Source organism: Mesorhizobium sp. P2_B5, from assembly GCF_056404775.1.
In genome coordinates this window covers 337,064-359,611 of record NZ_JBFUDJ010000002.1, presented here as the reverse complement: position 1 = coordinate 359,611, position 22,548 = coordinate 337,064, and the positions used below count along the sequence as shown (strand labels likewise).

Here is a 22,548-nt window from a genome sequence, read left to right as displayed (position 1 = left end):
GGTATGGATGTCCACGACAGGAGCGAAGTTCTCGATGTGCGCAATGCCATCGTCAGCAACTCCAGATTTGACGATGTGAACCTGTCGAACATGCAGTTTCGCAACGTCAACCTGTCGGCGGCCCTGGTGGAAGACGCGGACCTCTCGAACGCGTTTTTCAGCAATGTGAATATGAGCAATTTGAAGATAGAAAACGCTGAACTCGCCGGCATGATGATCAATGGCATCAGGTTGAGCGATCTGTTTCAGGCATATGAGACGGCGCAGACCGCCGGGGGCAATTGATGGCAAAGCTCAAGGTCGACGGGAAAGAGATCACTGTACCCGACCACTATACGCTGCTGCAGGCGGCCGAGGACGCCGGCGCGGAAGTGCCTCGCTTCTGCTTCCATGAGCGTCTGTCGATCGCCGGCAATTGCCGTATGTGCCTGATCGAGGTGAAGGGCGGGCCGCCCAAGCCGCAGGCTTCCTGCGCCATGGGTGTGCGCGACCTGCGCCCCGGCCCGAACGGCGAGCCGCCGGAAATCTTCACCAACACGCCGATGGTCAAGAAGGCGCGGGAAGGCGTGATGGAGTTCCTGCTGATCAACCATCCGCTGGATTGCCCGATCTGCGACCAGGGCGGCGAGTGCGACCTGCAGGACCAGGCAATGGCCTTCGGCGTCGATTCCTCGCGCTATCACGAGAACAAGCGCGCGGTCGAAGACAAGTATATCGGCCCGCTGGTCAAGACGGTGATGAACCGCTGCATCCACTGCACGCGTTGCGTCCGCTTCACCACGGAAGTCGCCGGCATTTCCGAGCTCGGCCTGATCGGCCGCGGCGAGGACGCCGAGATCACCACCTATCTCGAAAGCGCGATGACCTCGGAGTTGCAGGGCAATGTCATCGATCTCTGCCCGGTCGGCGCGCTGACCTCGAAGCCTTTCGCCTTCCAGGCGCGGCCGTGGGAGCTGACCAAGACCGAATCCATCGACGTCATGGACGCCGTCGGCTCGGCTATCCGCGTTGATAGCCGCGGCCGCGAAGTGATGCGCATCCTGCCGCGCGTCAACGAAGCGGTGAACGAGGAGTGGATTTCCGACAAGACCCGCTTCATCTGGGATGGGCTGCGCACGCAGCGCCTCGACCGCCCCTATGTGCGCAAGGACGGCAAGCTTGCTCCCGCCAGCTGGGCCGAGGCCTTCGCGGCGATCAAGGATGCGGTGTCGAAGGCTGCGCCGGAGAAGATCGGCGCCATTGCCGGCGATCTCGCGGCGGTTGAGGAAATCTACGCACTGAAGCAGCTTATGGCTGCGCTGGGCTCGAAGAACATCGACTGCCGCCAGGATGGCGCCGCACTCGATCCGGCGCTTGGCCGCGCCAGCTACATCTTCAATCCGACCATCGAGGGCATCGAGCAGGCCGATGCGGTGCTGATCATCGGCGCCAATCCGCGCTTCGAGGCGTCGGTGCTCAACGCCCGCATTCGCAAGCGCTGGCGCATCGGCAATTTGCCGGTCGGCGTCATCGGCGAGGTTGGCGACACACGCTACGATTACGAACAGCTCGGCGCCGGCCCGGAATCGCTGAAGGATTTGGCCGACGGCAACGGCAAGTTCTTCCAGGTGCTGAAGAAGGCGACGCATCCGCTAATCATTGTCGGCCAGGGCGCACTGTCGCGCGCCGATGGCGCGGCCGTGCTCGGCCAGGCGGCGAAGCTCGCCGCTGCCGTCAACGCTGCCCGCGCCGACTGGAACGGCTTTGCCGTGCTGCACAATGCGGCCGCCCGCGTCGGCGGCCTCGATGTCGGCTTCGTGCCGGGCGAGGGCGGCAAGAATGTCGCCGGCATGCTCGGCGACAGCGACGTGCTGTTCCTGCTCGGCGCCGACGAGATCGATATGGGCAACACCGGCGGCGCATTCGTCGTCTATATCGGCACCCATGGCGACGCCGGCGCGCACCGCGCCAACGTCATCCTGCCGGGCGCTGCCTACACCGAAAAGTCGGGCACCTATGTTAACACCGAGGGACGCGTGCAGCAGACCAACCGCGCCGGCTTCGCGCCGGGCGATGCGCGCGAGGACTGGGCGATTCTCAGGGCACTGTCGGATGTGCTCGGCAAGAAGCTGCCGTTCGATTCGCTGCAGCAGCTGCGCGCCAAGCTCTATGGCGAATACCCGCATCTCGCCCGCATCGATCATGTCGAGGCCGGTAACGCCGACGACATCGCCAAGGTGGCGAAGCTCGGCGGGCGGCTGAACAAGGGCACTTTCACCTCGCCGGTCACGGACTTCTATCTGACCAACCCGATCGCGCGGGCGTCGGCCGTAATGGCTGAGTGCTCGGCGCTGGCGAAAAACGGCTTCAGGCAGGCGGCAGAGTAGACATGGACACTTTCTTCTCCTTCTACGTGCTGCCGACGCTGATCATCCTCTTGAAGTCGGTCGTGCTGATCGTCGTTTTGCTGATCGGGGTCGCCTACCTGCTTTACGCCGACCGCAAGATCTGGGCGGCGGTGCAACTGCGCCGCGGCCCGAACGTCGTCGGCCCATGGGGCACGCTGCAGGCTTTCGCCGATCTGTTGAAGTTCGTCTTCAAGGAGCCGGTCATCCCGTCGGGCGCCAACAAGGGCGTGTTCCTGCTGGCGCCGCTGGTGTCTGCGGTGCTGGCTATCTCGGCCTGGGCAGTCATTCCGGTCAACGCCGGCTGGGCGATCGCCAACGTCAATGTCGGCATCCTCTACGTCTTCGCCATCTCCTCGCTCGAGGTCTATGGCGTGATCATGGGCGGCTGGGCATCGAACTCGAAATACCCGTTCCTCGGTGCGCTGCGCTCGGCGGCGCAGATGGTGTCCTACGAAGTCTCGATCGGCTTCGTCATCGTCACCGTGCTGCTTTGCGTCGGCTCGCTCAACCTGTCCGACATCGTGATGTCGCAGCAGGACGGGCTGGGTACCAAGCTTGGCCTGCCCAACAGCTTCCTCGACTGGCACTGGCTGGCGCTGTTCCCGATGTTCGTCATCTTTTTCATCTCGGCGCTGGCCGAGACGAACCGCCCGCCCTTCGATCTGGTGGAAGCCGAGTCGGAACTGGTCGCCGGCCATATGGTCGAATACTCCTCGACGCCGTTCCTGCTGTTCTTCCTCGGCGAATATGTCGCCGTGGTGCTGATGTGCGCGCTGGCCACCATCCTGTTCCTCGGCGGCTGGCTGCCTCCCTTCGACTTCGCGCCCTTCACCTGGGTGCCCGGCGTGATCTGGTTCGTGCTCAAGATCTGCCTGATGTTCTTCATGTTCTCCATGGTGAAGGCCTTCGTGCCGCGCTACCGCTACGACCAGCTGATGCGCCTGGGCTGGAAAGTCTTCCTGCCGATCTCGCTGGCGATGGTGGTAATCGTCGCTGCCTTTCTCAAGATCACGGGGTTTGCGTGATGTCCGCTCTTGGCCAAGCCGCAAAATCGCTGCTGCTGCAGGATTTCGTCAGCGCCTTCTTCCTGTCGATGCGCCAGTTCTTCGCGCCGAAGGAGACGATCAACTATCCGCACGAGAAGGGGCCGGTCAGCCCGCGCTTCCGGGGCGAGCATGCGCTGCGCCGGTATCCCAATGGCGAGGAACGCTGCATCGCCTGCAAGCTGTGCGAAGCGATCTGCCCGGCGCAGGCGATCACCATCGAGGCCGGCCCGCGCCGCAATGACGGCACGCGCCGTACCGTGCGCTACGACATCGACATGGTGAAGTGCATCTATTGCGGCTTCTGCCAGGAAGCCTGCCCGGTCGACGCCATCGTAGAGGGCCCGAATTTCGAATTCGCGACGGAGACGCGCGAGGAGCTTTACTACGACAAGGACAGGCTGCTGGCGAATGGCGACCGGTGGGAGCGCGAACTGGCGCGTAACATCTCGCTGGACTCGCCCTACCGCTGACATTTGACGCATGGACGGGGCGAGGGGCCTCGTCTAAGGACAACGCAACTTGCCGGCCGGAGGCGGTCGCAAACATCGAACAGGACGAGCGTCCTGTTTCGGACAGGAACCCGGGGGATCCCCAATGCTGAGTGGACTAGAGGCGGCCTTTTTCTACCTCTTCGCCTTTGTCGCGGTGGCGTCGGCCTTCATGGTCATTTCGGCGCGTAACCCTGTGCATTCCGTGCTGTTCCTGATCCTGACCTTCTTCAACGCTGCCGGCCTGTTCATGCTGACCGGCGCCGAGTTCCTGGCGATGATCCTGCTCGTCGTCTATGTCGGCGCCGTGATGGTGCTGTTCCTGTTCGTCGTCATGATGCTCGATGTCGACTTCGCCGAGATGAAGGAGGGCGCTCTGCAATATGCGCCGATCGGCGCGATGGTCGGGCTGATCCTGGCGGCGGAGCTGATCGTGGTGCTTGGCGGTTACACATTCGCGCCGCAGCTGGCGTCGACGGTCTCAAAGCCGATCCCGGACCTCGCCGCGCGGACCAACACCGCCGCCCTCGGCGACATCCTCTATACCGACTACCTCTACTACTTCCAGATTTCGGGCCTCATCCTGCTGGTCGCCATGATCGGCGCGATCGTCTTGACGCTGCGCCACAAGGAAGGGGTCAAGCGGCAGTCGATCGCAGCCCAGGTTGGCCGCACGCCGGCGACGGGCATGGAAATCCGCAAGGTCAAGTCGGGCGAGGGGCTCTGAGATGGTCGTCGGCATCGCACATTACCTCACCGTATCGGCGATCCTGTTCACGCTCGGCGTGTTCGGCATCTTCCTGAACCGCCGCAACATCATCGTCATCCTGATGTCGATCGAGTTGATCCTTTTGGCCGTCAACATCAATTTCGTCGCCTTCTCGGCCGCACTCGGCGATCTCGTCGGACAGGTGTTTGCGCTGTTCGTGCTGACGGTCGCGGCCGCTGAAGCGGCCATCGGTCTTGCCATTCTTGTCGTCTTCTTCCGCAACCGCGGCTCGATCGCGGTCGAAGACGTGAACCAGATGAAGGGTTGACGAGGCAGTTATGTATCAAGCGATCGTCTTCCTTCCGCTGCTGGGCTTCCTGATTGTCGGCCTGTTCGGCAATTCGCTCGGCGCCAAGGCATCGGAATACATCACCTCTGGCTTCCTGGTGATTTCGGCCGTGCTGTCCTGGCTCGCCTTCTTCTCCGTCGGCTTCGGCGAGGGCGAGGTGTTCACCGTGCCGATGCTGCGCTGGATCCAGTCCGGTGGTCTCGACGCCTCCTGGGCGCTCAGGATCGACACGCTGACGGTGGTCATGCTGGTGGTGGTCAACACCGTGTCCGCGCTGGTTCACATCTATTCGATCGGCTACATGCACCACGACCCGAACCGGCCGCGCTTCTTTGCCTATCTGTCGCTGTTCACCTTCGCCATGCTGATGCTGGTGACGGCCGACAATCTCGTGCAGATGTTCTTCGGCTGGGAGGGCGTCGGTCTCGCTTCCTACCTGCTGATTGGCTTCTGGTACAAGAAGCCGTCGGCCAATGCCGCGGCCATCAAGGCCTTCGTCGTCAACCGCGTCGGCGATTTCGGCTTCGCGCTGGGCATTTTCGGCGTCTTCGTGCTGTTCGGCTCGGTCAATCTCGGCACCATCTTCGCCAATGCCGCGACGTTCATTCCGACCGAAGGCGCTGAGCACGGTGCTGCCGTTCTCACCTTCCTTGGCTATGCGCTCGACAAGCACTCGGCCATGACCATTGTCTGCCTGCTGCTGTTCATGGGCGCCATGGGCAAGTCGGCGCAGGTGCCGCTGCACACCTGGCTGCCGGACGCCATGGAAGGCCCGACGCCGGTCTCCGCCCTCATCCATGCCGCCACCATGGTCACGGCCGGCGTGTTCATGCTGGCGCGCCTGTCGCCGCTGTTCGAGCTGTCGCATTCGGCGCTGACGGTGGTCACCTTCATCGGCGCCTTCACCGCCTTCTTCGCGGCGACCGTCGGCCTGGTGCAGAACGACATCAAGCGCGTCATCGCCTATTCGACCTGCTCGCAGCTCGGCTACATGTTCGTGGCGCTCGGCGTCGGCGCCTATGGCGCCGCCATCTTCCATCTGTTCACGCACGCCTTCTTCAAGGCGCTGCTGTTCCTCGGTTCGGGCTCGGTCATCCATGCCGTCTCCGACGAGCAGGACATGCGCAAGATGGGTGGCCTGCGGAAGCTCATTCCGAAGACCTACTGGATGATGGTGATCGGCACGCTGGCGCTGACCGGCGTCGGCATTCCGGTGACCGTCATCGGCACCGCCGGCTTCTTCTCCAAGGACGCCATCATCGAGGCTGCCTTTGCCGGGCACAATTCGGTCGCCGGCCTCGCCTTCATCCTGCTGGTCATCGCCGCCTGCTTCACCTCGTTCTACTCCTGGCGGCTGATCTTCATGACCTTCCACGGCGAGCCGCGGGCGAGCCACGACGTCATGCACCACGTCCATGAATCGCCGCCGGTGATGCTGGTGCCGCTGTTCATCCTGGCCGCGGGCGCGCTGTTTGCCGGCATCATCTTCCATGGCGCCTTCATCGGCGAGGGCTATACCGAGTTCTGGAAGGCGTCGCTGTTCACGCTGCCGGACAACCACATCCTGCACGATATCCACGAATTGCCGCTGTGGGTCGAGCTGGCACCGTTCGTCGCCATGGTCATCGGCTTTGCCGTCGCCTGGAAGTTCTACATACGCTCGCCGGAACTGGCCCGGAGTGTCGCCGCCAACCATCGCCTGCTCTATGCCTTCCTGCTCAACAAGTGGTATTTCGACGAGCTCTACGACGTCCTGTTCGTGCGGCCGGCCAAGGCGCTGGGCAGGTTCCTGTGGAAGACCGGCGACGGCACCATCATTGACGGGCTCGGGCCGGACGGCGTTTCGGCGCGCGTCGTCGACGTCACCAACCGCGTCGTCAAGCTGCAGACCGGCTACCTCTATCACTATGCCTTCGCCATGCTGATCGGCGTGGCCGCACTCGTCACCTGGATGATGCTCTGATGACCGCCTGGCCAATCCTCTCGCTGGTCACCTTCCTGCCGCTGGTTGGTGTGCTGCTGATCCTGTTCATCCGGGACGACAGCGAAAACGCACGCCGCAACATCCGCGCCATCGCCTTCACAACGACGGCGGCCACCTTCATCATCTCGCTGTTCATCTGGACCGGCTTCGACAATTCGCAGGCCGGCTTCCAGTTCGTCGAGAAATACGCCTGGCTGGATTCCGGCATCTCCTACCATATGGGCGTCGACGGCATTTCGATGCTGTTCGTCATCCTGACGACGTTCCTGATGCCGCTTTGCATCCTGGCGTCGTGGGAGGCGATCGACAAGCGCGTCAAGGCCTACATGATCGCCTTCCTGCTCCTGGAAACGCTGATGATCGGCGTGTTCTGCGCGCTCGACATCGTGCTGTTCTACGTCTTCTTCGAGGCCGGCCTGATCCCGATGTTCATCATCATCGGCGTCTGGGGCGGCAAGCGGCGCGTCTATGCCTCGTTCAAGTTCTTCCTCTATACGCTGGCCGGCTCGGTGCTGATGCTGCTCGCCATCATGGCGATGTTCTTCCAGTCCGGCACCACCGATATCCCGACGCTTTTGACCCACAATTTCCCGGCCAGCATGCAGACATGGCTATGGCTCGCCTTCTTCGCTTCTTTCGCCGTGAAGATGCCGATGTGGCCGGTGCACACCTGGCTGCCTGACGCGCACGTCGAGGCGCCGACGGCGGGCTCGGTGATCCTGGCCGCCATCCTGCTCAAAATGGGCGGATACGGGTTCCTGCGCTTCTCGCTGCCGATGTTCCCGCTGGCGTCGGAGATGTTTGCGCCACTGGTGTTCACGCTGTCGGTCGTCGCCATCATCTACACCTCGCTGGTGGCGCTGATGCAGGAGGACATGAAGAAGCTGATCGCCTATTCCTCGGTCGCCCATATGGGCTTCGTCACCATGGGCATCTTCGCCATGAACCAGGAAGGCGTGCAGGGCGCGATCTTCCAGATGCTGTCGCACGGCCTGGTGTCCGGCGCGCTGTTCCTGTGCGTCGGCGTCATCTACGACCGCATGCACACACGCGAGATCGACGCCTATGGCGGCCTGGTCAACAACATGCCGAAATACGCCACCGTGTTCATGGTCTTCACCATGGCCAATGTCGGCCTGCCCGGCACGTCAGGCTTCGTCGGCGAGTTCCTGACCATGCTCGGCGTGTTCAAGGTCAACACCTGGGTGGCGTTCTTCGCCGCCACCGGCGTCATCCTGTCGGCGGCCTATGCGCTCTGGCTCTACCGCCGGGTGATCTTCGGCGCGCTGACCAAGGAAAGCCTGAAGGGCCTGCTTGACCTCTCGACGCGCGAGAAGGCGATCATCTACCCGCTGGTCGTGCTGGTCATCTTCTTCGGCGTCTATCCCGCCCCCGTCTTCGATGCCACGGCCCAGTCGGTCAAGGCGCTCGTCACCAATGTCACAGCATCCATCGGCGCCGCGCAGACCGCGGCGGCGAACTGACCAGAGGTTTTGCGAACCATGACGCCGGACCTTTACTCCAGCCTTTCGCTCTCGACGCCGGAGCTGATCCTTGCCATCGGCGCGCTGGCGCTGTTGATGGTCGGCGCCTATTCGCGTGCCAACGCCGTCAACATGGTGACCGGCCTTGCCGTCGCCGTGCTGGTGATCGCCGGCATATGGCTGGTCTTTTCCACGGGGCAGGGCGCAGCCTATGGCAACGCCTTCATCCAGGATCCCTTTTCCCGCTTCATGAAGGTGCTGTCGCTCGTCGGTTCGGCAGTGACGCTGGTGATGTCGATGCGCTTTGCCAAGCAGGAGCATTTCGACAAGTTCGAATACCCGGTGCTGATCCTGCTCTGCACGCTCGGCATGATGCTGATGATCTCGGCCAACGGCATGATCGGGCTCTATCTCGGCCTCGAACTGCAATCGCTGGCGATCTACGTGCTGGCGGCGATCAACCGCGACAATCTGCGCTCGACCGAGGCCGGCCTGAAGTACTTCGTGCTCGGCGCGCTGTCGTCGGGCATGCTGCTCTATGGCATCAGCCTGGTCTACGGCTACACCGGCAATGTCGGCTTCCAGGAAATTGCCTCCGCACTTGGCAGCGGCGAACGCCAGCTTGGCCTCGTCGTCGGCCTGGTCTTCGTGCTGGCCGGCCTCGCCTTCAAGATCTCGGCGGTGCCGTTCCATATGTGGACGCCGGATGTTTATGAGGGCGCACCGACGCCGGTCACCGCCTTCCTGGCGGCAGCCCCCAAGATGGCGGCAATGGCGCTGATCGTGCGCGTCACCATGGGCGCCTTCAAGCCGATCGCTTCCGACTGGCAGCAGATCGTCGTCTTCATCTCGATCGCCTCGATGGCGCTCGGCGCCTTTGCCGCCATCGGCCAGACCAACATCAAGAGACTGATGGCGTACTCCTCGATCGGCCATATGGGCTATGCGCTGGTCGGTCTTGCGGCCAACAGCGAGGCCGGTGTGCGCGGCGTCGCCATCTACATGCTGATCTATCTGGTGATGACGCTCGGCACCTTCGCCTTCATCCTCGCCATGCGGCGCAAGGAGGGCAATGTCGAGCAGATCAGCGATCTCGCCGGTCTCTCGTCGACCAACCCGATCATGGCGACGATCCTGACCATATTGATGTTCTCGCTGGCCGGCATCCCGCCGCTCGCCGGCTTCTGGGGGAAGTGGTACGTCTTCCTCGCCGCCATCAACGCCAATCTTTACGCGCTGGCGATCATCGGCGTGCTGGCTTCGGTCGTGGGCGCCTATTACTATCTGCGCATCATCAAGATCATGTGGTTCGACGAACCGGCGGGCGGCTTCGTGCCGATGGCCAGTGAACTGCGCCTCGTGCTCGGCGTCTCCGGCGCTTTCGTGCTGTTCTATGTGCTGATCGGCGGTCCGATCGCGACCTACGCCGAAGCCGCCGCCAAGACATTTTTCTGAGCGGGATGGCATTTCGGCTGGCTCCAACCTCTGAGACGGAAGGGTTCCGGCTCGAGGCCCATGACAGTATCGGTTCCACCAACACGGTGGCGCTGGACCATGCAAGGGCAGGCGACCCCGGCAAATTGTGGGTCGTTTCCAAAAAGCAGGAAAGCGGGCGCGGCCGGCGGGGTCGAGCCTGGGTATCGCCCGAAGGCAATCTGGCCGCGACTTTGCTCGTCATCACCGGCGGTGAGTTGCGTCTAGCGGCGACACTCGGTTTCGTCGCCGGCCTGTCGCTGGCGGACGCACTCGATGCCGTCGTGCCGAAGGGCAGGATCGCTATCGGCCTCGACGGCGGAAGCGACGGCAAGAACCGTTTCGAGTTGAAATGGCCGAACGATGTGCTGGCCTCCGGCGCCAAGCTTGCCGGCATCCTGCTGGAATCGGCCATTCTCGACGGCGGCCGCTTCGCGGTGGCGGTCGGCATCGGCGTCAATGTGGTGGCGCATCCCACTGATATGCCGTATCCGGCGACATCGCTTCAGGCGCTTGGCGCGACATGCGATGCCGAAACGCTGTTTTTGGCGCTGTCCGATGCCTGGACCGACAATGCGCGGCTGTGGGATGAAGGACGCGGGCTCGATGCCATCCGGCGGCGCTGGCTGGCGCGCGCAGCGGGGCTTGGCGGCGAGGTTGCTGTCAGGATTGACGGGAATGTGGTGCGCGGTACCTTCGAGACCATTGACGCGGACTGCCGTTTCGTGATCCGCGATGACGAGGGGTCGGTTGTGACGGTAGCCGCCGGCGACGTGCATTTCGGCGCGGTCGCGTCGGCAAGAGTCTGATTGTTGTGCGCAAGTCCTGTGGGAAAACCGTTACACACTTTTCCTGGAATTGCTTAAGGGGCTGGCCGCAAGGGCCGGGAAGGGAAAATTGATGGCGAAAGCGCAAAACGCCGAACTCGTCTTCGTGCCGCTCGGCGGCGTCGGCGAGATCGGCATGAACTTCGCCCTTTACGGCTACGGCCCGCCCAGTGCGCGCGAATGGATCGTCGTCGATGTCGGCGTCACCTTTCCCGACGCGGCGCATCCAGGCGTCGACCTGATCCTGCCCGATACGCGCTTTATCGAGGAGAACCTCGCCAATCTGCGCGGCATCATCATCACCCACGCGCATGAAGACCATTATGGCGCGCTGCTCGACACCTGGCCAAAGCTGAAGGCACCGGTGTGGATGACGCCGTTCAGCGCCGGCCTGCTGGACGCCAAGCGCCAGGGCGAACAGGGCGCGCCGAAGATCCCGGTGACGATCTACCGGGCAGGCGAAAAGTTCACCGTCGGTCCGTTCGAGATCGAGGCCATTCCGGTGGCGCATTCGATCCCCGAGCCGATGTCGCTGGCGATTACCTCGCCGGCCGGCACGGTCATCCATACCGGCGACTGGAAGATCGATCCGGAGCCGACGATCGGTCCCAAAACCGACGAGGCGCGCTTCCGCGCCTACGGAGACAAGGGCGTGCTGGCGCTGGTCTGCGATTCGACCAACGCGCTCAGGGAAGGCGAATCGCCGTCGGAAGTGGCGGTTGGCGAGGGCCTCAGGGGCGTCATCCAGAGTGCCGTCGGCCGCGTGGCGGTCACCACCTTCTCCTCCAATGTCGGGCGCATCGTCTCGATCGCCAAGGCGGCGCGCGATGCGGGCCGGCAGTGCCTGGTGCTGGGACGCTCGCTGAAGCGCGTCATCGATGTCGCCGGTGAACTCGGCTACATGGACGGGTTGCCGGAATTCATCGCCGAGGAGGATTTCGGTTTCATCCCGCGCGAAAACCTGGTCATCATCTGCACCGGCAGCCAGGGCGAGCCGCTGGCTGCACTGGCCAAACTCTCGCGCGAAGAGATGAAATCGGTGTCTCTGACGGCAGGCGACACCGTGGTGTTTTCCTCGCGCACCATTCCCGGCAATGAGAAGGCGATCCTCGAGATCAAGAACCGCCTGATCGACCTCGGCATCAAGATCATCGAGGACGGCGACGCGCTGGTGCATGTCTCCGGCCATCCGCGCCGTAGCGAATTGCGCAAGATGTATGAGTGGGTGCGGCCGCAAATCGGCGTTCCCGTGCATGGCGAAGCCGCGCATCTGGTGGCGCAGGGGTCGCTGATGTCGACCTCCGGTATCGGCCAGGTGGCGCAGGTGCGCGACGGCGACATGCTGCGGCTCGCTCCCGGTCCGGCAACCATCATCGACCAGGTGCCGTTCGGCCGCATCTACAAGGATGGCAGGCTGATCGGCACCGACCAGGCGATGGGCATACGCGACCGGCGCAAGCTGTCGTTCGCCGGCCATGTCGCGGTCAATGTCGTGCTCGACGACAAATATGAGCTGGCCGGCGATCCCGACCTGGTCGCCATCGGCGTCGCTGAAGCGGATGCCCGCGGCGAGAACATGGAAGATCTGATGCTCGACGCGGCCGTCGGCGCGGTGGACTCTATCCCGCGCCAGCGCCGTAAAGACCTCGATCTGGTGCAGGAAGCGGTGCGGCGCGCCGTGCGCGGCGCCGCCAACGAGGCCTGGGGCAAGAAGCCGCTGGTGACGGTGTTTGTCACCCGCTAGGGCGACGCCATCCGGTGGAGTTCAGCTGGTGGCGGGGCGCCAGCGAAACGTCCCGTCCACCTGCTCGATGTGCCCGAGACCCGGAAACGGCATATGATAGCCGGCGACAAGCAGCCGGTGGTCGGCGGCCATTTTCAGCAGGCGCTTGCGGGTCTCGACGGCCTGTTCTTTCTTGTCGTCGAGGTCGGCATGCCAGTCAGGGCGCTGGATCGACACGACAGAGTGGAGGAAGGCGTCCGACCAGACGAGCAATTGCTGTCCGTCGCTTTCGACGTGGAACGCCAGCAGTCCCGGCGAATGGCCGGCGGCGTCGATGGCGGTGATGCCGGGCACGACCTCGTCTCCGGGCGCTACGAATGTCGCGCGGTCGGCAAGGCCGGCGCAGACACGCAGGAACAGGTCGCGATTGCTCAGCCTGGCTTCGCGCACCCTATCGGCCTCGGTCCAGAAGACGAATTCTGCCGCACCGAACACGTAGCGCGCCCGGCTGAAGACGGCTTCGCCGTTGTGGACGAGGCCCCCGATGTGGTCGGGGTGGCCATGCGTGATGACCACCAAATCGATGTCGGCGGGTTCGAGCCCAAGGTCTTGCAGGCATTGCAGCAGCGAACTGTCGGCGTCGCCGAACCCGGTGTCGAACAGGATCTTTTCGGCGCCGGTGTCGACGAGCGTCGGGATGAAGCAATGCTCGTAGCGGTTGGGATCGATGAAGTTCGAGATGGCGAGTTCCCGCACCGCGCCCGGCGGTTGCCCGGGGGCGAAGGCAGCCGCCAGATTGTCGCGGAGATCGACGGCGTCGAGCAGGGCGGCGACCTTGAACGAGCCGAGATCGAAGCTGAAAACGCGGGAGCGGATATCGGGCATTGCCGTTTGTACTTCGCAGACATCGATTGGAACAGGGCGGCGGTTCACCCAAGTGCGACCTTGCGCGCCTCGGCAAAGACTATTGATGTCGGCCGATTTGACGTAAGACGCCAGCATCGAAGCTGGAGGTTTCATGCTGGGACGCCTGAACCATGTCGCGCTTGCCGTGCCGGATCTGGCCGCGGCGATCACCGCCTACCGCGATACGCTTGGCGCGAAGGTCACCGCGCCGCAGCCGCTGCCGGAGCACGGCGTGACGGTGGTGTTCGTCGATGTCGGCAACACCAAGATCGAACTGCTGGAGCCGCTGGGCGAGGGCTCGCCGATCGCGGCTTTCCTGGCGAAGAACCCCTCGGGCGGCATGCATCATGTCTGCTATGAGGTCGACGATATTCTTGCCGCGCGCGATCATCTCAAGGCGAGCGGCGCCCGCGTGCTGGGCGACGGCAATCCCAAAACCGGCGCCCACGGCAAACCGGTGCTGTTCCTGCACCCCAAGGATTTCTTCGGCACGCTGGTAGAACTGGAGCAGGCATGAGCTGGATTTCGTTTGCCGCGCTGTTCTTCATCACATGGTGGCTGATGCTGTTCCTGGTGCTGCCGTTCAGCGTGCATACGCAGGATGACGATCACGACGTGACGCTGGGCACGGTTGCCAGCGCCCCGCGCGGGCCGCATATGCTGCGCGCCGTGATCCGCACCACCATCGTCACGGCTGTCGTCATGGGCATTTTCTACGGCCTGACGCATGGGTTGGGTTACAGCCTCGACGAAGTCCCGCACATCATCCCCGAAGCCAGCCAGACACCGGCTAACTAAAACCTTTTCCCGCCGAAAGATCGGGTAGGGTGTTTGTGCCTGTTTTCGGAGCACCAAACTCCAGTTTTGTCTGGCCCGCCTGCGATGCGCCACCCGCGCCCAGGCATGGCCCAGCCGCAATAGAATCACGACCTGGCACCGGGCCGAGGCAAGCTCACGTGATTTGGTAACAGGTCGATCTAACCAGATGATTGCGCAAAAAAAATGCAAGGCACAAGGCCTTGCAATTTAAACGCGTTCCGATCTGTTTTCCGGTTTCCGGCGGCAGCGGGTAACCGCGCCTAGATCGCATCCTCCCAAGACTTTGACCGCGTAGGAGAGCAGATTTTTCTCTACCCTCTCGGTTATCGGGGCACACTAGCCTAACCCCGATGAAATTGTCACGCAGAATTTTGCCCGCAAACGGGCAATCTGTGCTGCAGTGCACAATAGTGCGGCAGGCTTTGCTTGCGAAACGAACAACACCGGCGCTGCCGCATTAATGTGGCCAGGTGTGCTGCGTCGCTCAGACGCGCAAAGCGTGTGTCAGCACTTTGCAGCCAAGCCATCACTTTGCACCTGAGCAATTATCGTTTTCGGTTCGAAGATCTTTGGAAGAAGAATCGATTTTTGCGATTTCGGGCCGATGCGGCCGGTCGGGTTTCCATTCCGTCACGAAATAGCTATGAAGCCGGGGCAAGCAAGCCAGCCGCGCCGATTCCGGCGCAGCCTCCTCTCTCACGGACCTGTCCATGCGTTTGTCGCAGTTTTTCCTGCCCATCCTGAAAGAAAATCCGCGTGAGGCCGAGATCGTCTCGCACCGGATGATGCTGCGCGCCGGCATGATCCGCCAGCAGGGGCAGGGCAGCTTTTCCTGGCTGCCGCTGGGCAAGCTGGTGCTGGACAAGGTCTGCCGCATCATCCGCGAGGAACAGAACCGCGCAGGCGCACTGGAAATCCTGATGCCGACCATCCAGTCGGCCGACCTGTGGCGCGAAAGCGGCCGCTATGACGACTACGGCAAGGAGATGCTGCGCATCAAGGACCGGCAGGACCGCGACATGCTCTACGGTCCGACCAATGAGGAAGTGGTCACCGAGATCGTGCGCGCCTACGTCAAGTCCTACAAGGATTTGCCGCTCAACCTCTACCACATCCAGTGGAAGTTCCGCGACGAGGTGCGGCCGCGCTTCGGCGTCATGCGCTCACGCGAATTCCTGATGAAGGACGCCTATTCCTTCGACCTCGATTTCGAGGGCGCCAAGGCAGCCTACAACAGGATGTTCGTGTCCTATCTCAGGACGTTCACGCGCATGGGGCTGCAGGCGATCCCGATGCGGGCCGACACGGGGCCGATCGGCGGCGACCTCAGCCATGAATTCATCATCCTGGCCGACACCGGCGAGAGCCAGGTCTACTGCGACCGCGAATATCTGTCGCTTCAGGTGCCCGGCGAAAACACCGACTTTGCCAATGACGGCGAGATCGCCGACATCGTCAAGACATGGACGACGCCCTATGCCGCCACCGACGAGATGCATGACGAGGCGGCCTGGGACAAGCTCGGCGAAGCGGACCGGGTCTCGGCGCGCGGCATCGAGGTCGGCCACATCTTCCATTTCGGAGACAAATATTCGAAGCCGATGGGCGCCAAGGTGACCGGGCCCGACGGCAAGGATCATTTCGTCTCCGGCGGCTCCTACGGCATCGGCCCATCGCGCCTGGTGGCGGCGATCATCGAGGCCAGCCATGACGACAACGGCATCATCTGGCCGGAGGCGGTGACGCCGTTCGACATCGGCCTGATCAACATGAAGGTGGGCGACGCCGACTGCGACCGCGTCTGCGGCGAGCTTTATGCCGCCTTCACCGGCGCCGGCAAGGACGTGCTCTATGACGACACCGACCAGCGTCCGGGCGGCAAGTTCGCCACCGCCGATCTGATCGGCCTGCCCTGGCAGGTGATCGTCGGACCGCGCGGCGTTGCCGCCGGCGAGATCGAGATCAAGAACCGCCGGACCGGCGAGCGCGAGACGCTGCCGGTCGCGGAGGCCAAGAAACGCTTCGGTGCAACCGCATGAGCGAAGCCGCGGCAACGAAGCCTTCGGTCGCCAAGTCGCCGATCGCCAAATCTCCGGTCGCTGGCCCGTTCTCCATGTTCGAACGCATGGTCGCCTGGCGCTATCTGAGGTCGCGCCGCAAGGAGACGGTGATCTCGGTCATCGCCTCGATCTCCTTCCTCGGGATCATGCTCGGTGTCGCCACGCTGATCGTCGTCATGGCGGTGATGAACGGATTCCGGGCTGAGCTTCTGACCCGCATCCTCGGCGTCAACGGTCATCTGATCGTGCAGCCGCTGGATTCGCCTCTTGAGGACTACGCGCAGGTTGCCGCCCGCATCAACGGCGTGGCCGGCGTCAAATACGCCATTCCGCTGATCGACGGCCAGGTGCTGGCGCAAGGCAATGTCGGCGGCGGCATGGGCGCGCTGGTGCGCGGCATACGCGCCGAAGACCTCGGCAAGATCGCCATCGTCGCCAACAACGTCAAGCAGGGTTCGCTCGCCGATTTCGACTCGGGCGAGGGCGTCGCCATCGGCAAGCGCATGGCCGAGAATCTCGGCCTCGTGCTTGGCGACACCATCACGCTGATCTCGCCGGACGGCGACGTGACGCCGATGGGCACGACGCCGCGGATGAAGGGCTACAAGGTGGCGGCGATCTTCGAGGTCGGCATGTCGGAGTATGACAGCTCCATCGTCTACATGCCGTTTTCCGAAGCGCAGCTCTATTTCAACATGGACGGCAGGGCGCAGACGATCGAGATCTATGTCGACAATCCCGACGATGTGGACGCGCTGAAACCGCTGGTCGATGCGGCAGCGCAGCGGCCGATCGACATGGTCGACTGGCGCCAGCGCAACGAGACGTTCTTTTCAGCACTTCAGGTCGAGCGCAACGTCATGTTCATGATCCTGACGCTGATCGTGCTGGTGGCGGCGCTCAACATCATCTCCGGCCTGATCATGCTGGTGAAGGACAAGGGCCACGACATCGCCATCCTGCGCACGATGGGCGCCTCGCGCGCCGCCATCCTGCGCATCTTCCTGATGACGGGCGCTGCGATCGGCGTCACCGGCACGCTCGCCGGCGTGCTGCTCGGGGTGCTCATCTGCACCAACATCGAATCCATCCGCCAGTTCTTCTCCTGGATGACCGGCAAGGTGCTGTTCAATCCGGAGCTCTATTTCCTCAGCCAGCTGCCGGCAAAGATGGACCCGCGCGAGACCACCTACGTCATCCTGATGGCGCTCGGCCTGTCCTTCCTGGCCACCGTGTTTCCGGCGTGGCGGGCCGCCCGTCTCGATCCGGTCGAGGCCTTGAGATACGAATGAAGTCCGAGATCATTATCGAGCTGAAGAGCGTCGAGCGGCACTATGTCCAGGGGCCGCGCAAGCTCACCATTTTGAACGGCGCCGACTTTTCGCTGAAGCGCGGCGAGATGGTGGCGCTGGTGGCGCCATCGGGCACCGGCAAGTCGACGCTCTTGCACACTGCGGGCCTGCTCGAGCGCCCCGATGCCGGCGACGTCATTCTGGCCGGCCGCGCCTGCGGGCGGCTCTCCGATGACGAGCGCACCGCGATCCGCCGCAACGATGTCGGCTTCGTCTATCAGTTTCACCATTTGCTGCCGGAATTTTCGGCACTCGAAAACATCATGATGCCGCAGCTGATCAAGGGGCTCTCGCGCAAGGAGGCGTCGGAGCGCGCGGCACAGCTGCTCGACTACATGCAGATCGGCAAGCGCGCGTCGCACCGACCGTCCGAATTGTCGGGCGGCGAGCAGCAGCGCGTCGCCATTGCCCGTGCCGTCGCCAATGCGCCATTGCTGCTTTTGGCCGACGAGCCGACCGGCAATCTCGACCCCGTCACCGCCTCCTATGTCTTCGAGGCGCTGGGCGCGCTGGTCAGGCAGTCCGGCCTTGCCGCGCTGATCGCCACCCACAATCACGAGCTCGCCTCGCGCATGGATCGGCGGGTGACGTTGCACGAGGGTAAGGTGGTGCCGCTTTAGTAGGCACGGCAATGGCTCAGGAGGCCTGCGGATGATCGCCTCCTTGGCGAGGTCCTTCAGAGCAAGCAAGATTGCCGAAGGCAGCGCCGCCCCTCATTGTCCTGCCGGACATTTCTCCCCGTATAGTGACGGGGAGAAACTGGCCTGCCGCGCCCTCGGCGCTCAATCTTGCAAACGCCGGCGATTGGCGAAATCGTCGATGAGAGCGACCCCTCTCCCCGTCACTATACGGGGAGAGGATGCCGGCAGGCAGGTGAGGGGCGGCGCCGACGTTCGCCAACAATTCGCCGCCTGAAGCAGTGGATATCTTTCGCCTTCCGATCGGCAACGTCACCTCATCAACGCTTTCTTAACCCTGCCCAAACCGGCTGTCAGGATTCGTCGGCATGCCGCTTTCCGATCGTTGACATTCGAACAAAATTAGAACAAAATACGAACATAGCAACAACAGGAGAGAGTTATGAGCGATCTTGTTCAGGACGTCGTTTCGTTGGTGTGCATGAGTGCGTTTCTCGTTTCCATGGCGGTCTGGATCGGCGCCATGTGATGATCTGCGGTTCGCCGCAGTGTTTTGAGGCGGGCAGGAGAGCGTTGTGCCGTTAAGCCTTTCTTGCCGCCATGACGCTAGGGTGCTCCACCAAGACAGGGAGCAAATACCCAAGTGTCGCCGATCATCACGGCCCTTCTCGTGGCCGGCAATCTCGGACTGATTTTCCTTTTGATGACCGCGCCGCTCGGTTTGCGCACGGTGAGGCTCAGCCGCGTGGTTGCCATGGACCGGCAGCGCCTCTGGCAGGCGCTGTGGCCGCTCGGCAGCGATGCCGGCTGGTCAGGCGAGATCCTGTCGGCAGAGCCGATGGACGGGCAGGGTACGACCCGCATCATGATGTCCTGGGAAGGCCGCGACGGCCAGCCGATCGAGCGCAGGTCGCGCTTCGAGGACGTCGTCGAGGGCTGTCGGTTTTCGATGCGCGTCATCGAGGATACCGCGCTCGACGCTTCGTTCTGGAAGGATTTTTACGAGACCACCGAACTCGTCTCGGAAGGTGCTGCCACGCGCGTGACGCTCAGCCAGACCGACCGCTATCGCGGTGTTGCCTTCCTGGTGTTCCGCTACTTCGCCATGCGCCGCGAGCTTGGCAAGCTGCAGCATTGGGCAAAGACCGGGCAGTATCGCAAAGGCGGCTGGTTCGAGCATCCGCTGAGCCAGGTCGGCTTCGCCATTCTGTCGACCTTCATTCTATGGCCGTTCTTCGGGCTCAATCCCGGTGGCTTTGCGCTGGCCGCGATCCTGACCTCGGTGGTCGCCCTGCACGAGCTCGGCCATATGGCGGCTTTCCGGCTCACCGGGCATCGCAAGGCGCGGATGATCTTCATCCCGCTGCTCGGCGGCATCGCTATTGGCGGGCGGCCCTATGACAGCCGCTTCGAGGTCGCCTTCGTGGCGCTGATGGGCGCCGGCTTTTCCGCTTTCCTGGTGCCGCTGCTGATCGTTGCCAGCGGGCTCGCGTCTAGCGAGGGGCATCGGCTGGCCGCCGCCCTTCTGGCGACGCTCACCGGCTTTGCCGCGCTGTTCAACATCGCCAATCTGGTGCCGGTGTGGAAATTCGACGGCGGCCAGGTGCTGCGTCAGATTTGCCCAGGCCCGATCGCGCTGGCGCTGGCTTCGTTCTCTTTGCTTTCGGCTTTGCTGGCGGTGGGCTGGTTCGCTGGTTTTTCCCAAGGCTTTCTGCTGGTGGCAGGCGCGGTCTTTGCCATCCTCAGCCTGCTGACCGTGGGCAGCGGGGTAAAGCCGCGCCACGAACTGAAGCCGATCCGCACCCTCGACCGTTTCGCCATGGCTGGCGCGCTATTGGCCGTCTTCGCCATTCATGGTTACGGCCTGCTGTGGGCCTCGGCAAAGCTTCTCTGAGCGTTTGATCGAGCGGTTTCAGCCGGCCTTGCGCGCCGGTTCGGCAGAAATAGCCTCGGCTGCCCCAAAAACATCCTCGAAGGCGGATTTCAGCGCCAGGTCGAAATCGGCCATGGTCACGGGCAGGCCGAGATCGACAAGGCTGGTGACGCCGTGGTCCGGCACGCCGCAGGGCACGATGCCGCTGAAATGGCCGAGATCCGGCTCGACATTGACGGCAATGCCATGAAAGCTCACCCAGCGCCGTAGCCGGATGCCGATGGCCGCGATCTTGTCCTCGGCCGGCGAGCCGTCGGGCAGGGAGGGACGATCGGGCCGCACCACCCAGACGCCGACGCGGTCCTCGCGGCGTTCGCCGCGCACGTTGAAGGCGGCAAGCGTGCCGATGATCCATTGTTCGAGCGCGGCGACGAAGGCGCGCACGTCCTCGCGCCGGCGCTTCAGGTCGAGCATGACGTAGGCGACCCGCTGGCCCGGCCCATGATAGGTGTATTCGCCGCCGCGTCCGGCCGCGAAGACCGGGAAACGATCGGGGTCGATCAGGTCTTCGATGCGGGCGCTGGTGCCGGCGGTGTAAAGCGGCGGGTGCTCGACCAGCCAGACCAACTCGGCGGCAGCACCGGTGCGGATCGCCTCGGCACGTGCTTCCATCAGGGCAAGCGCATCGGTGTAGCCGGTCAGGCCGGGCTCGATGCGCCATTCGACCGGTGCTGAGCCGGGCAAGGGCAGGAACGACGTGGCGATCTGGCTGCGTTCTGTCATGGCTTTTCGTTTTTCGCTTAATGCACGCCGGCTTCCGAAACCGCCTTGCGCTCTGGGGCGGAATGCATTTGCCCTTCATATGGCGGTATCCAGCTGAAACGTCCAGTTCGCCCCGCATTTCGGCCTTCGCGCATGACCCCGAAGATCGGAAACGATCTTCGGAAAGGATCATGCGCCAAATCAAAGTGCTACAGCGTCCTTTGCGCGTCCAACAGGACGCGCGGCGCTGTAGAGGCCGTTATGCCAATTCCCGGCGATTATTGCGCGCCGCGCCCTTGTTTCGCCGGAAACGATTTGCTACACGCCGCGAGCCGGTTCGTTCCGGCTCCTACCACGGGCGGTCGTGGCGGAATTGGTAGACGCGCAGCGTTGAGGTCGCTGTGGGGCAACCCGTGGAAGTTCGAGTCTTCTCGACCGCACCATCGAATTTTTTGGCTATTGAGATCATTAGAAAATATCCTCTTTACCCCGCACCGGACTATGTAGGTGCGGGCGTTGGGCGTTCTCGATCTTTTCCGAAGCGGCCGCAGCGAGACGCTTCCGATCGGCTGATTTGGTGTAGAGTGAAGCCATTGTTCCGCCTGTCCAGCCGAACAATGCCTCAAGTTCACGCATCGTGGAGCCGGCCTCAGCCGCCCTGGTCGCCCCTATCTTGCGAACGCCATGTGCCGACTTCTTCACGCCGGCGGCATTGCAGGCCGCCCGGAAATAATTGCCGAAGCTTTCCTTCGTGAGTGGCTTGCCGTTCTCGCCGACGATGAACGCCAAGTCCCCGGTTGGCCCAATAGCGAGGGTCTCAGCCAGAGCCGGCAAAATGCGAATGTGGACTTCAGTCCCCGTCTTCTCGGTCCGGAGGGAGGCAATGCCATTACGGACATGCTGCTTACCAATGACGACCGCGTCGCCTCGGCGGAGCCCGGTATAGAGTAACACATGGAGCCATACTCGCTCCTTGGTTCCAGCCGGCCATTTCGCCTCATAGGCAATGACCTCATCTTCCGTCCAGGCTGCGAAGCCTTCGCCCTTGGGTCGAAGCGGGTTCTTTACGCCGGCGGTCGGGTCCATAGAGACGAGCTCCGCCTCCAGTGCCCAGCGGAACAGACCGCGCATGGCGTCCAGGAAGTTTCTGGCCTGAGCTGGGGTACCCGCCCGGTCTTCCCTGCCGTCGACGATCTTTTTGCGGGTGACGGCCTTGTAGGGCGCATCACCCGCCTTTTCGACGATGCCCTTGAAGATATTGTCACGCTGCTTCTTGGTGGCCTCGGAAAGGCCCCTGTAGGTGCTGCCGTCCCGGTAGCGATCGATGAGCCACTTGAGGCTCCCGACCCCGGTTACGGTCTTCCTGGGTGGTGGTGAGCCGGCCAGGGCTGCCTGATATTCGATCTCGAACTCAGGCGAGCCAAGCAGGGGCAGACGAGTCCGGGGGCCCTTGCCCTTCCTGAAATAAAACACGAGCGTTCCGTGGCGGCTTCGTTCGCGTGTCACGAAGGGAGGCAGCTTGCGGGGCATGTGCTCGCTCAAAGACGGAAATCTTTCGGTTCGTCAAGAGTCACTGTCGGCTCGGGGGCGTGGCATTTCGGAATGAGGCGGTAGGTCGTATTTCCGACCTGGACCTCAACGATGGCTTTCTCTGCTTCTGCTGCCCGG

Annotated in this window: 20 protein-coding genes and 1 tRNA gene; 18 read left to right on the top strand and 3 right to left on the bottom strand. The window is 63.1% G+C overall.

Annotated features, from left to right (window positions below):
* The first annotated feature begins 3 nt into the window (after positions 1–3).
* The 11 genes from AC1D1N_RS08235 (at position 4) to AC1D1N_RS08185 (ending at position 12,491) form a co-directional block, all read left to right on the top strand.
* Positions 4–285, top strand: a complete 282-nt coding sequence (locus AC1D1N_RS08235) for a pentapeptide repeat-containing protein (RefSeq protein WP_477347788.1) — start codon at positions 4–6, stop codon at positions 283–285.
* Positions 285–2,366: an NADH-quinone oxidoreductase subunit NuoG gene (gene nuoG / locus AC1D1N_RS08230; protein ID WP_477347786.1), complete on the top strand. Its 2,082-nt coding sequence runs from the start codon at positions 285–287 to the stop codon at positions 2,364–2,366. Before AC1D1N_RS08235 ends, nuoG begins: the two co-directional genes overlap by 1 nt.
* 2 nt (positions 2,367–2,368) lie before the next feature.
* Positions 2,369–3,412, top strand: a complete 1,044-nt coding sequence (nuoH, locus tag AC1D1N_RS08225; RefSeq protein WP_352559276.1) for an NADH-quinone oxidoreductase subunit NuoH — start codon at positions 2,369–2,371, stop codon at positions 3,410–3,412.
* The gene (gene nuoI / locus AC1D1N_RS08220; RefSeq protein ID WP_181055889.1) at positions 3,412–3,903 is read left to right on the top strand and encodes an NADH-quinone oxidoreductase subunit NuoI; all 492 of its coding nucleotides are present in this window, start codon (positions 3,412–3,414) and stop codon (positions 3,901–3,903) included. The genes nuoH and nuoI overlap by 1 nt, the downstream gene beginning before the upstream one ends.
* A 124-nt stretch (positions 3,904–4,027) precedes the next feature.
* Entirely contained in the window at positions 4,028–4,648 is a 621-nt protein-coding gene (locus AC1D1N_RS08215; RefSeq protein ID WP_352559278.1) for an NADH-quinone oxidoreductase subunit J, read from the top strand.
* A gap of 1 nt (position 4,649) precedes the next feature.
* Complete coding sequence (nuoK, locus tag AC1D1N_RS08210) at positions 4,650–4,958, top strand: NADH-quinone oxidoreductase subunit NuoK (RefSeq protein ID WP_023670810.1); 309 nt, start codon at positions 4,650–4,652, stop codon at positions 4,956–4,958.
* 10 nt (positions 4,959–4,968) lie between these two features.
* The gene (nuoL, locus tag AC1D1N_RS08205) at positions 4,969–6,942 is read left to right on the top strand and encodes an NADH-quinone oxidoreductase subunit L (RefSeq protein ID WP_477347783.1); all 1,974 of its coding nucleotides are present in this window, start codon (positions 4,969–4,971) and stop codon (positions 6,940–6,942) included.
* Positions 6,942–8,447, top strand: a complete 1,506-nt coding sequence (locus AC1D1N_RS08200) for an NADH-quinone oxidoreductase subunit M (RefSeq protein WP_112565126.1) — start codon at positions 6,942–6,944, stop codon at positions 8,445–8,447. Before nuoL ends, AC1D1N_RS08200 begins: the two co-directional genes overlap by 1 nt.
* Before the next feature lie 18 nt (positions 8,448–8,465).
* Complete coding sequence (gene nuoN, locus AC1D1N_RS08195) at positions 8,466–9,902, top strand: NADH-quinone oxidoreductase subunit NuoN (RefSeq protein ID WP_477347781.1); 1,437 nt, start codon at positions 8,466–8,468, stop codon at positions 9,900–9,902.
* Between the two features lie 5 nt (positions 9,903–9,907).
* Positions 9,908–10,729 (top strand): biotin--[acetyl-CoA-carboxylase] ligase, encoded by an 822-nt coding sequence (locus tag AC1D1N_RS08190; protein ID WP_477347779.1) that lies wholly within the window; start codon positions 9,908–9,910, stop codon positions 10,727–10,729.
* Positions 10,730–10,820: 91 nt separating this feature from the next.
* Positions 10,821–12,491, top strand: coding sequence for a ribonuclease J (locus tag AC1D1N_RS08185; RefSeq protein WP_352584105.1), 1,671 nt, complete (start codon positions 10,821–10,823; stop codon positions 12,489–12,491).
* A 21-nt stretch (positions 12,492–12,512) separates the two neighbouring features.
* Here the strand turns inward: AC1D1N_RS08185 and AC1D1N_RS08180 are convergent, their stop codons facing one another.
* Positions 12,513–13,355: an MBL fold metallo-hydrolase gene (locus tag AC1D1N_RS08180; RefSeq protein ID WP_477347777.1), complete on the bottom strand. Its 843-nt coding sequence runs from the start codon at positions 13,353–13,355 to the stop codon at positions 12,513–12,515.
* 133 nt (positions 13,356–13,488) lie between these two features.
* Here AC1D1N_RS08180 and mce point away from each other — a divergent pair, with 133 nt between their 5' ends.
* From mce to AC1D1N_RS08150, 6 genes are all read left to right on the top strand, one after another.
* Positions 13,489–13,893: a methylmalonyl-CoA epimerase gene (mce, locus tag AC1D1N_RS08175; protein ID WP_436260511.1), complete on the top strand. Its 405-nt coding sequence runs from the start codon at positions 13,489–13,491 to the stop codon at positions 13,891–13,893.
* On the top strand, positions 13,890–14,174 hold the full coding sequence (locus AC1D1N_RS08170; protein WP_477347774.1) for a DUF1467 family protein: 285 nt from the start codon (positions 13,890–13,892) through the stop codon (positions 14,172–14,174). The genes mce and AC1D1N_RS08170 overlap by 4 nt, the downstream gene beginning before the upstream one ends.
* Before the next feature lie 731 nt (positions 14,175–14,905).
* Complete coding sequence (gene proS / locus AC1D1N_RS08165) at positions 14,906–16,234, top strand: proline--tRNA ligase (RefSeq protein ID WP_477347772.1); 1,329 nt, start codon at positions 14,906–14,908, stop codon at positions 16,232–16,234.
* A complete protein-coding gene (locus AC1D1N_RS08160; RefSeq protein WP_477347770.1) occupies positions 16,231–17,547 on the top strand; it encodes a lipoprotein-releasing ABC transporter permease subunit in 1,317 nt (438 codons plus the stop codon). The genes proS and AC1D1N_RS08160 overlap by 4 nt, the downstream gene beginning before the upstream one ends.
* Positions 17,544–18,227 carry an ABC transporter ATP-binding protein gene (locus AC1D1N_RS08155; RefSeq protein WP_112565145.1) on the top strand — a complete coding sequence of 228 codons (684 nt, stop codon included), beginning with the start codon at positions 17,544–17,546 and terminating at the stop codon, positions 18,225–18,227. The genes AC1D1N_RS08160 and AC1D1N_RS08155 overlap by 4 nt, the downstream gene beginning before the upstream one ends.
* Before the next feature lie 661 nt (positions 18,228–18,888).
* Positions 18,889–20,139 carry a site-2 protease family protein gene (locus tag AC1D1N_RS08150; RefSeq protein WP_477347768.1) on the top strand — a complete coding sequence of 417 codons (1,251 nt, stop codon included), beginning with the start codon at positions 18,889–18,891 and terminating at the stop codon, positions 20,137–20,139.
* A gap of 18 nt (positions 20,140–20,157) precedes the next feature.
* Here AC1D1N_RS08150 and lipB read toward each other — a convergent pair whose 3' ends face one another.
* Positions 20,158–20,901: a lipoyl(octanoyl) transferase LipB gene (gene lipB, locus AC1D1N_RS08145; protein WP_352560147.1), complete on the bottom strand. Its 744-nt coding sequence runs from the start codon at positions 20,899–20,901 to the stop codon at positions 20,158–20,160.
* A gap of 337 nt (positions 20,902–21,238) precedes the next feature.
* Between lipB and AC1D1N_RS08140 the strand changes: the two genes are divergently transcribed.
* A tRNA-Leu gene (locus AC1D1N_RS08140) sits at positions 21,239–21,323 on the top strand.
* A 25-nt stretch (positions 21,324–21,348) separates the two neighbouring features.
* Here the strand turns inward: AC1D1N_RS08140 and AC1D1N_RS08135 are convergent.
* Positions 21,349–22,410: a tyrosine-type recombinase/integrase gene (locus tag AC1D1N_RS08135; protein ID WP_477347766.1), complete on the bottom strand. Its 1,062-nt coding sequence runs from the start codon at positions 22,408–22,410 to the stop codon at positions 21,349–21,351.
* Positions 22,411–22,548 lie beyond the last annotated feature (138 nt).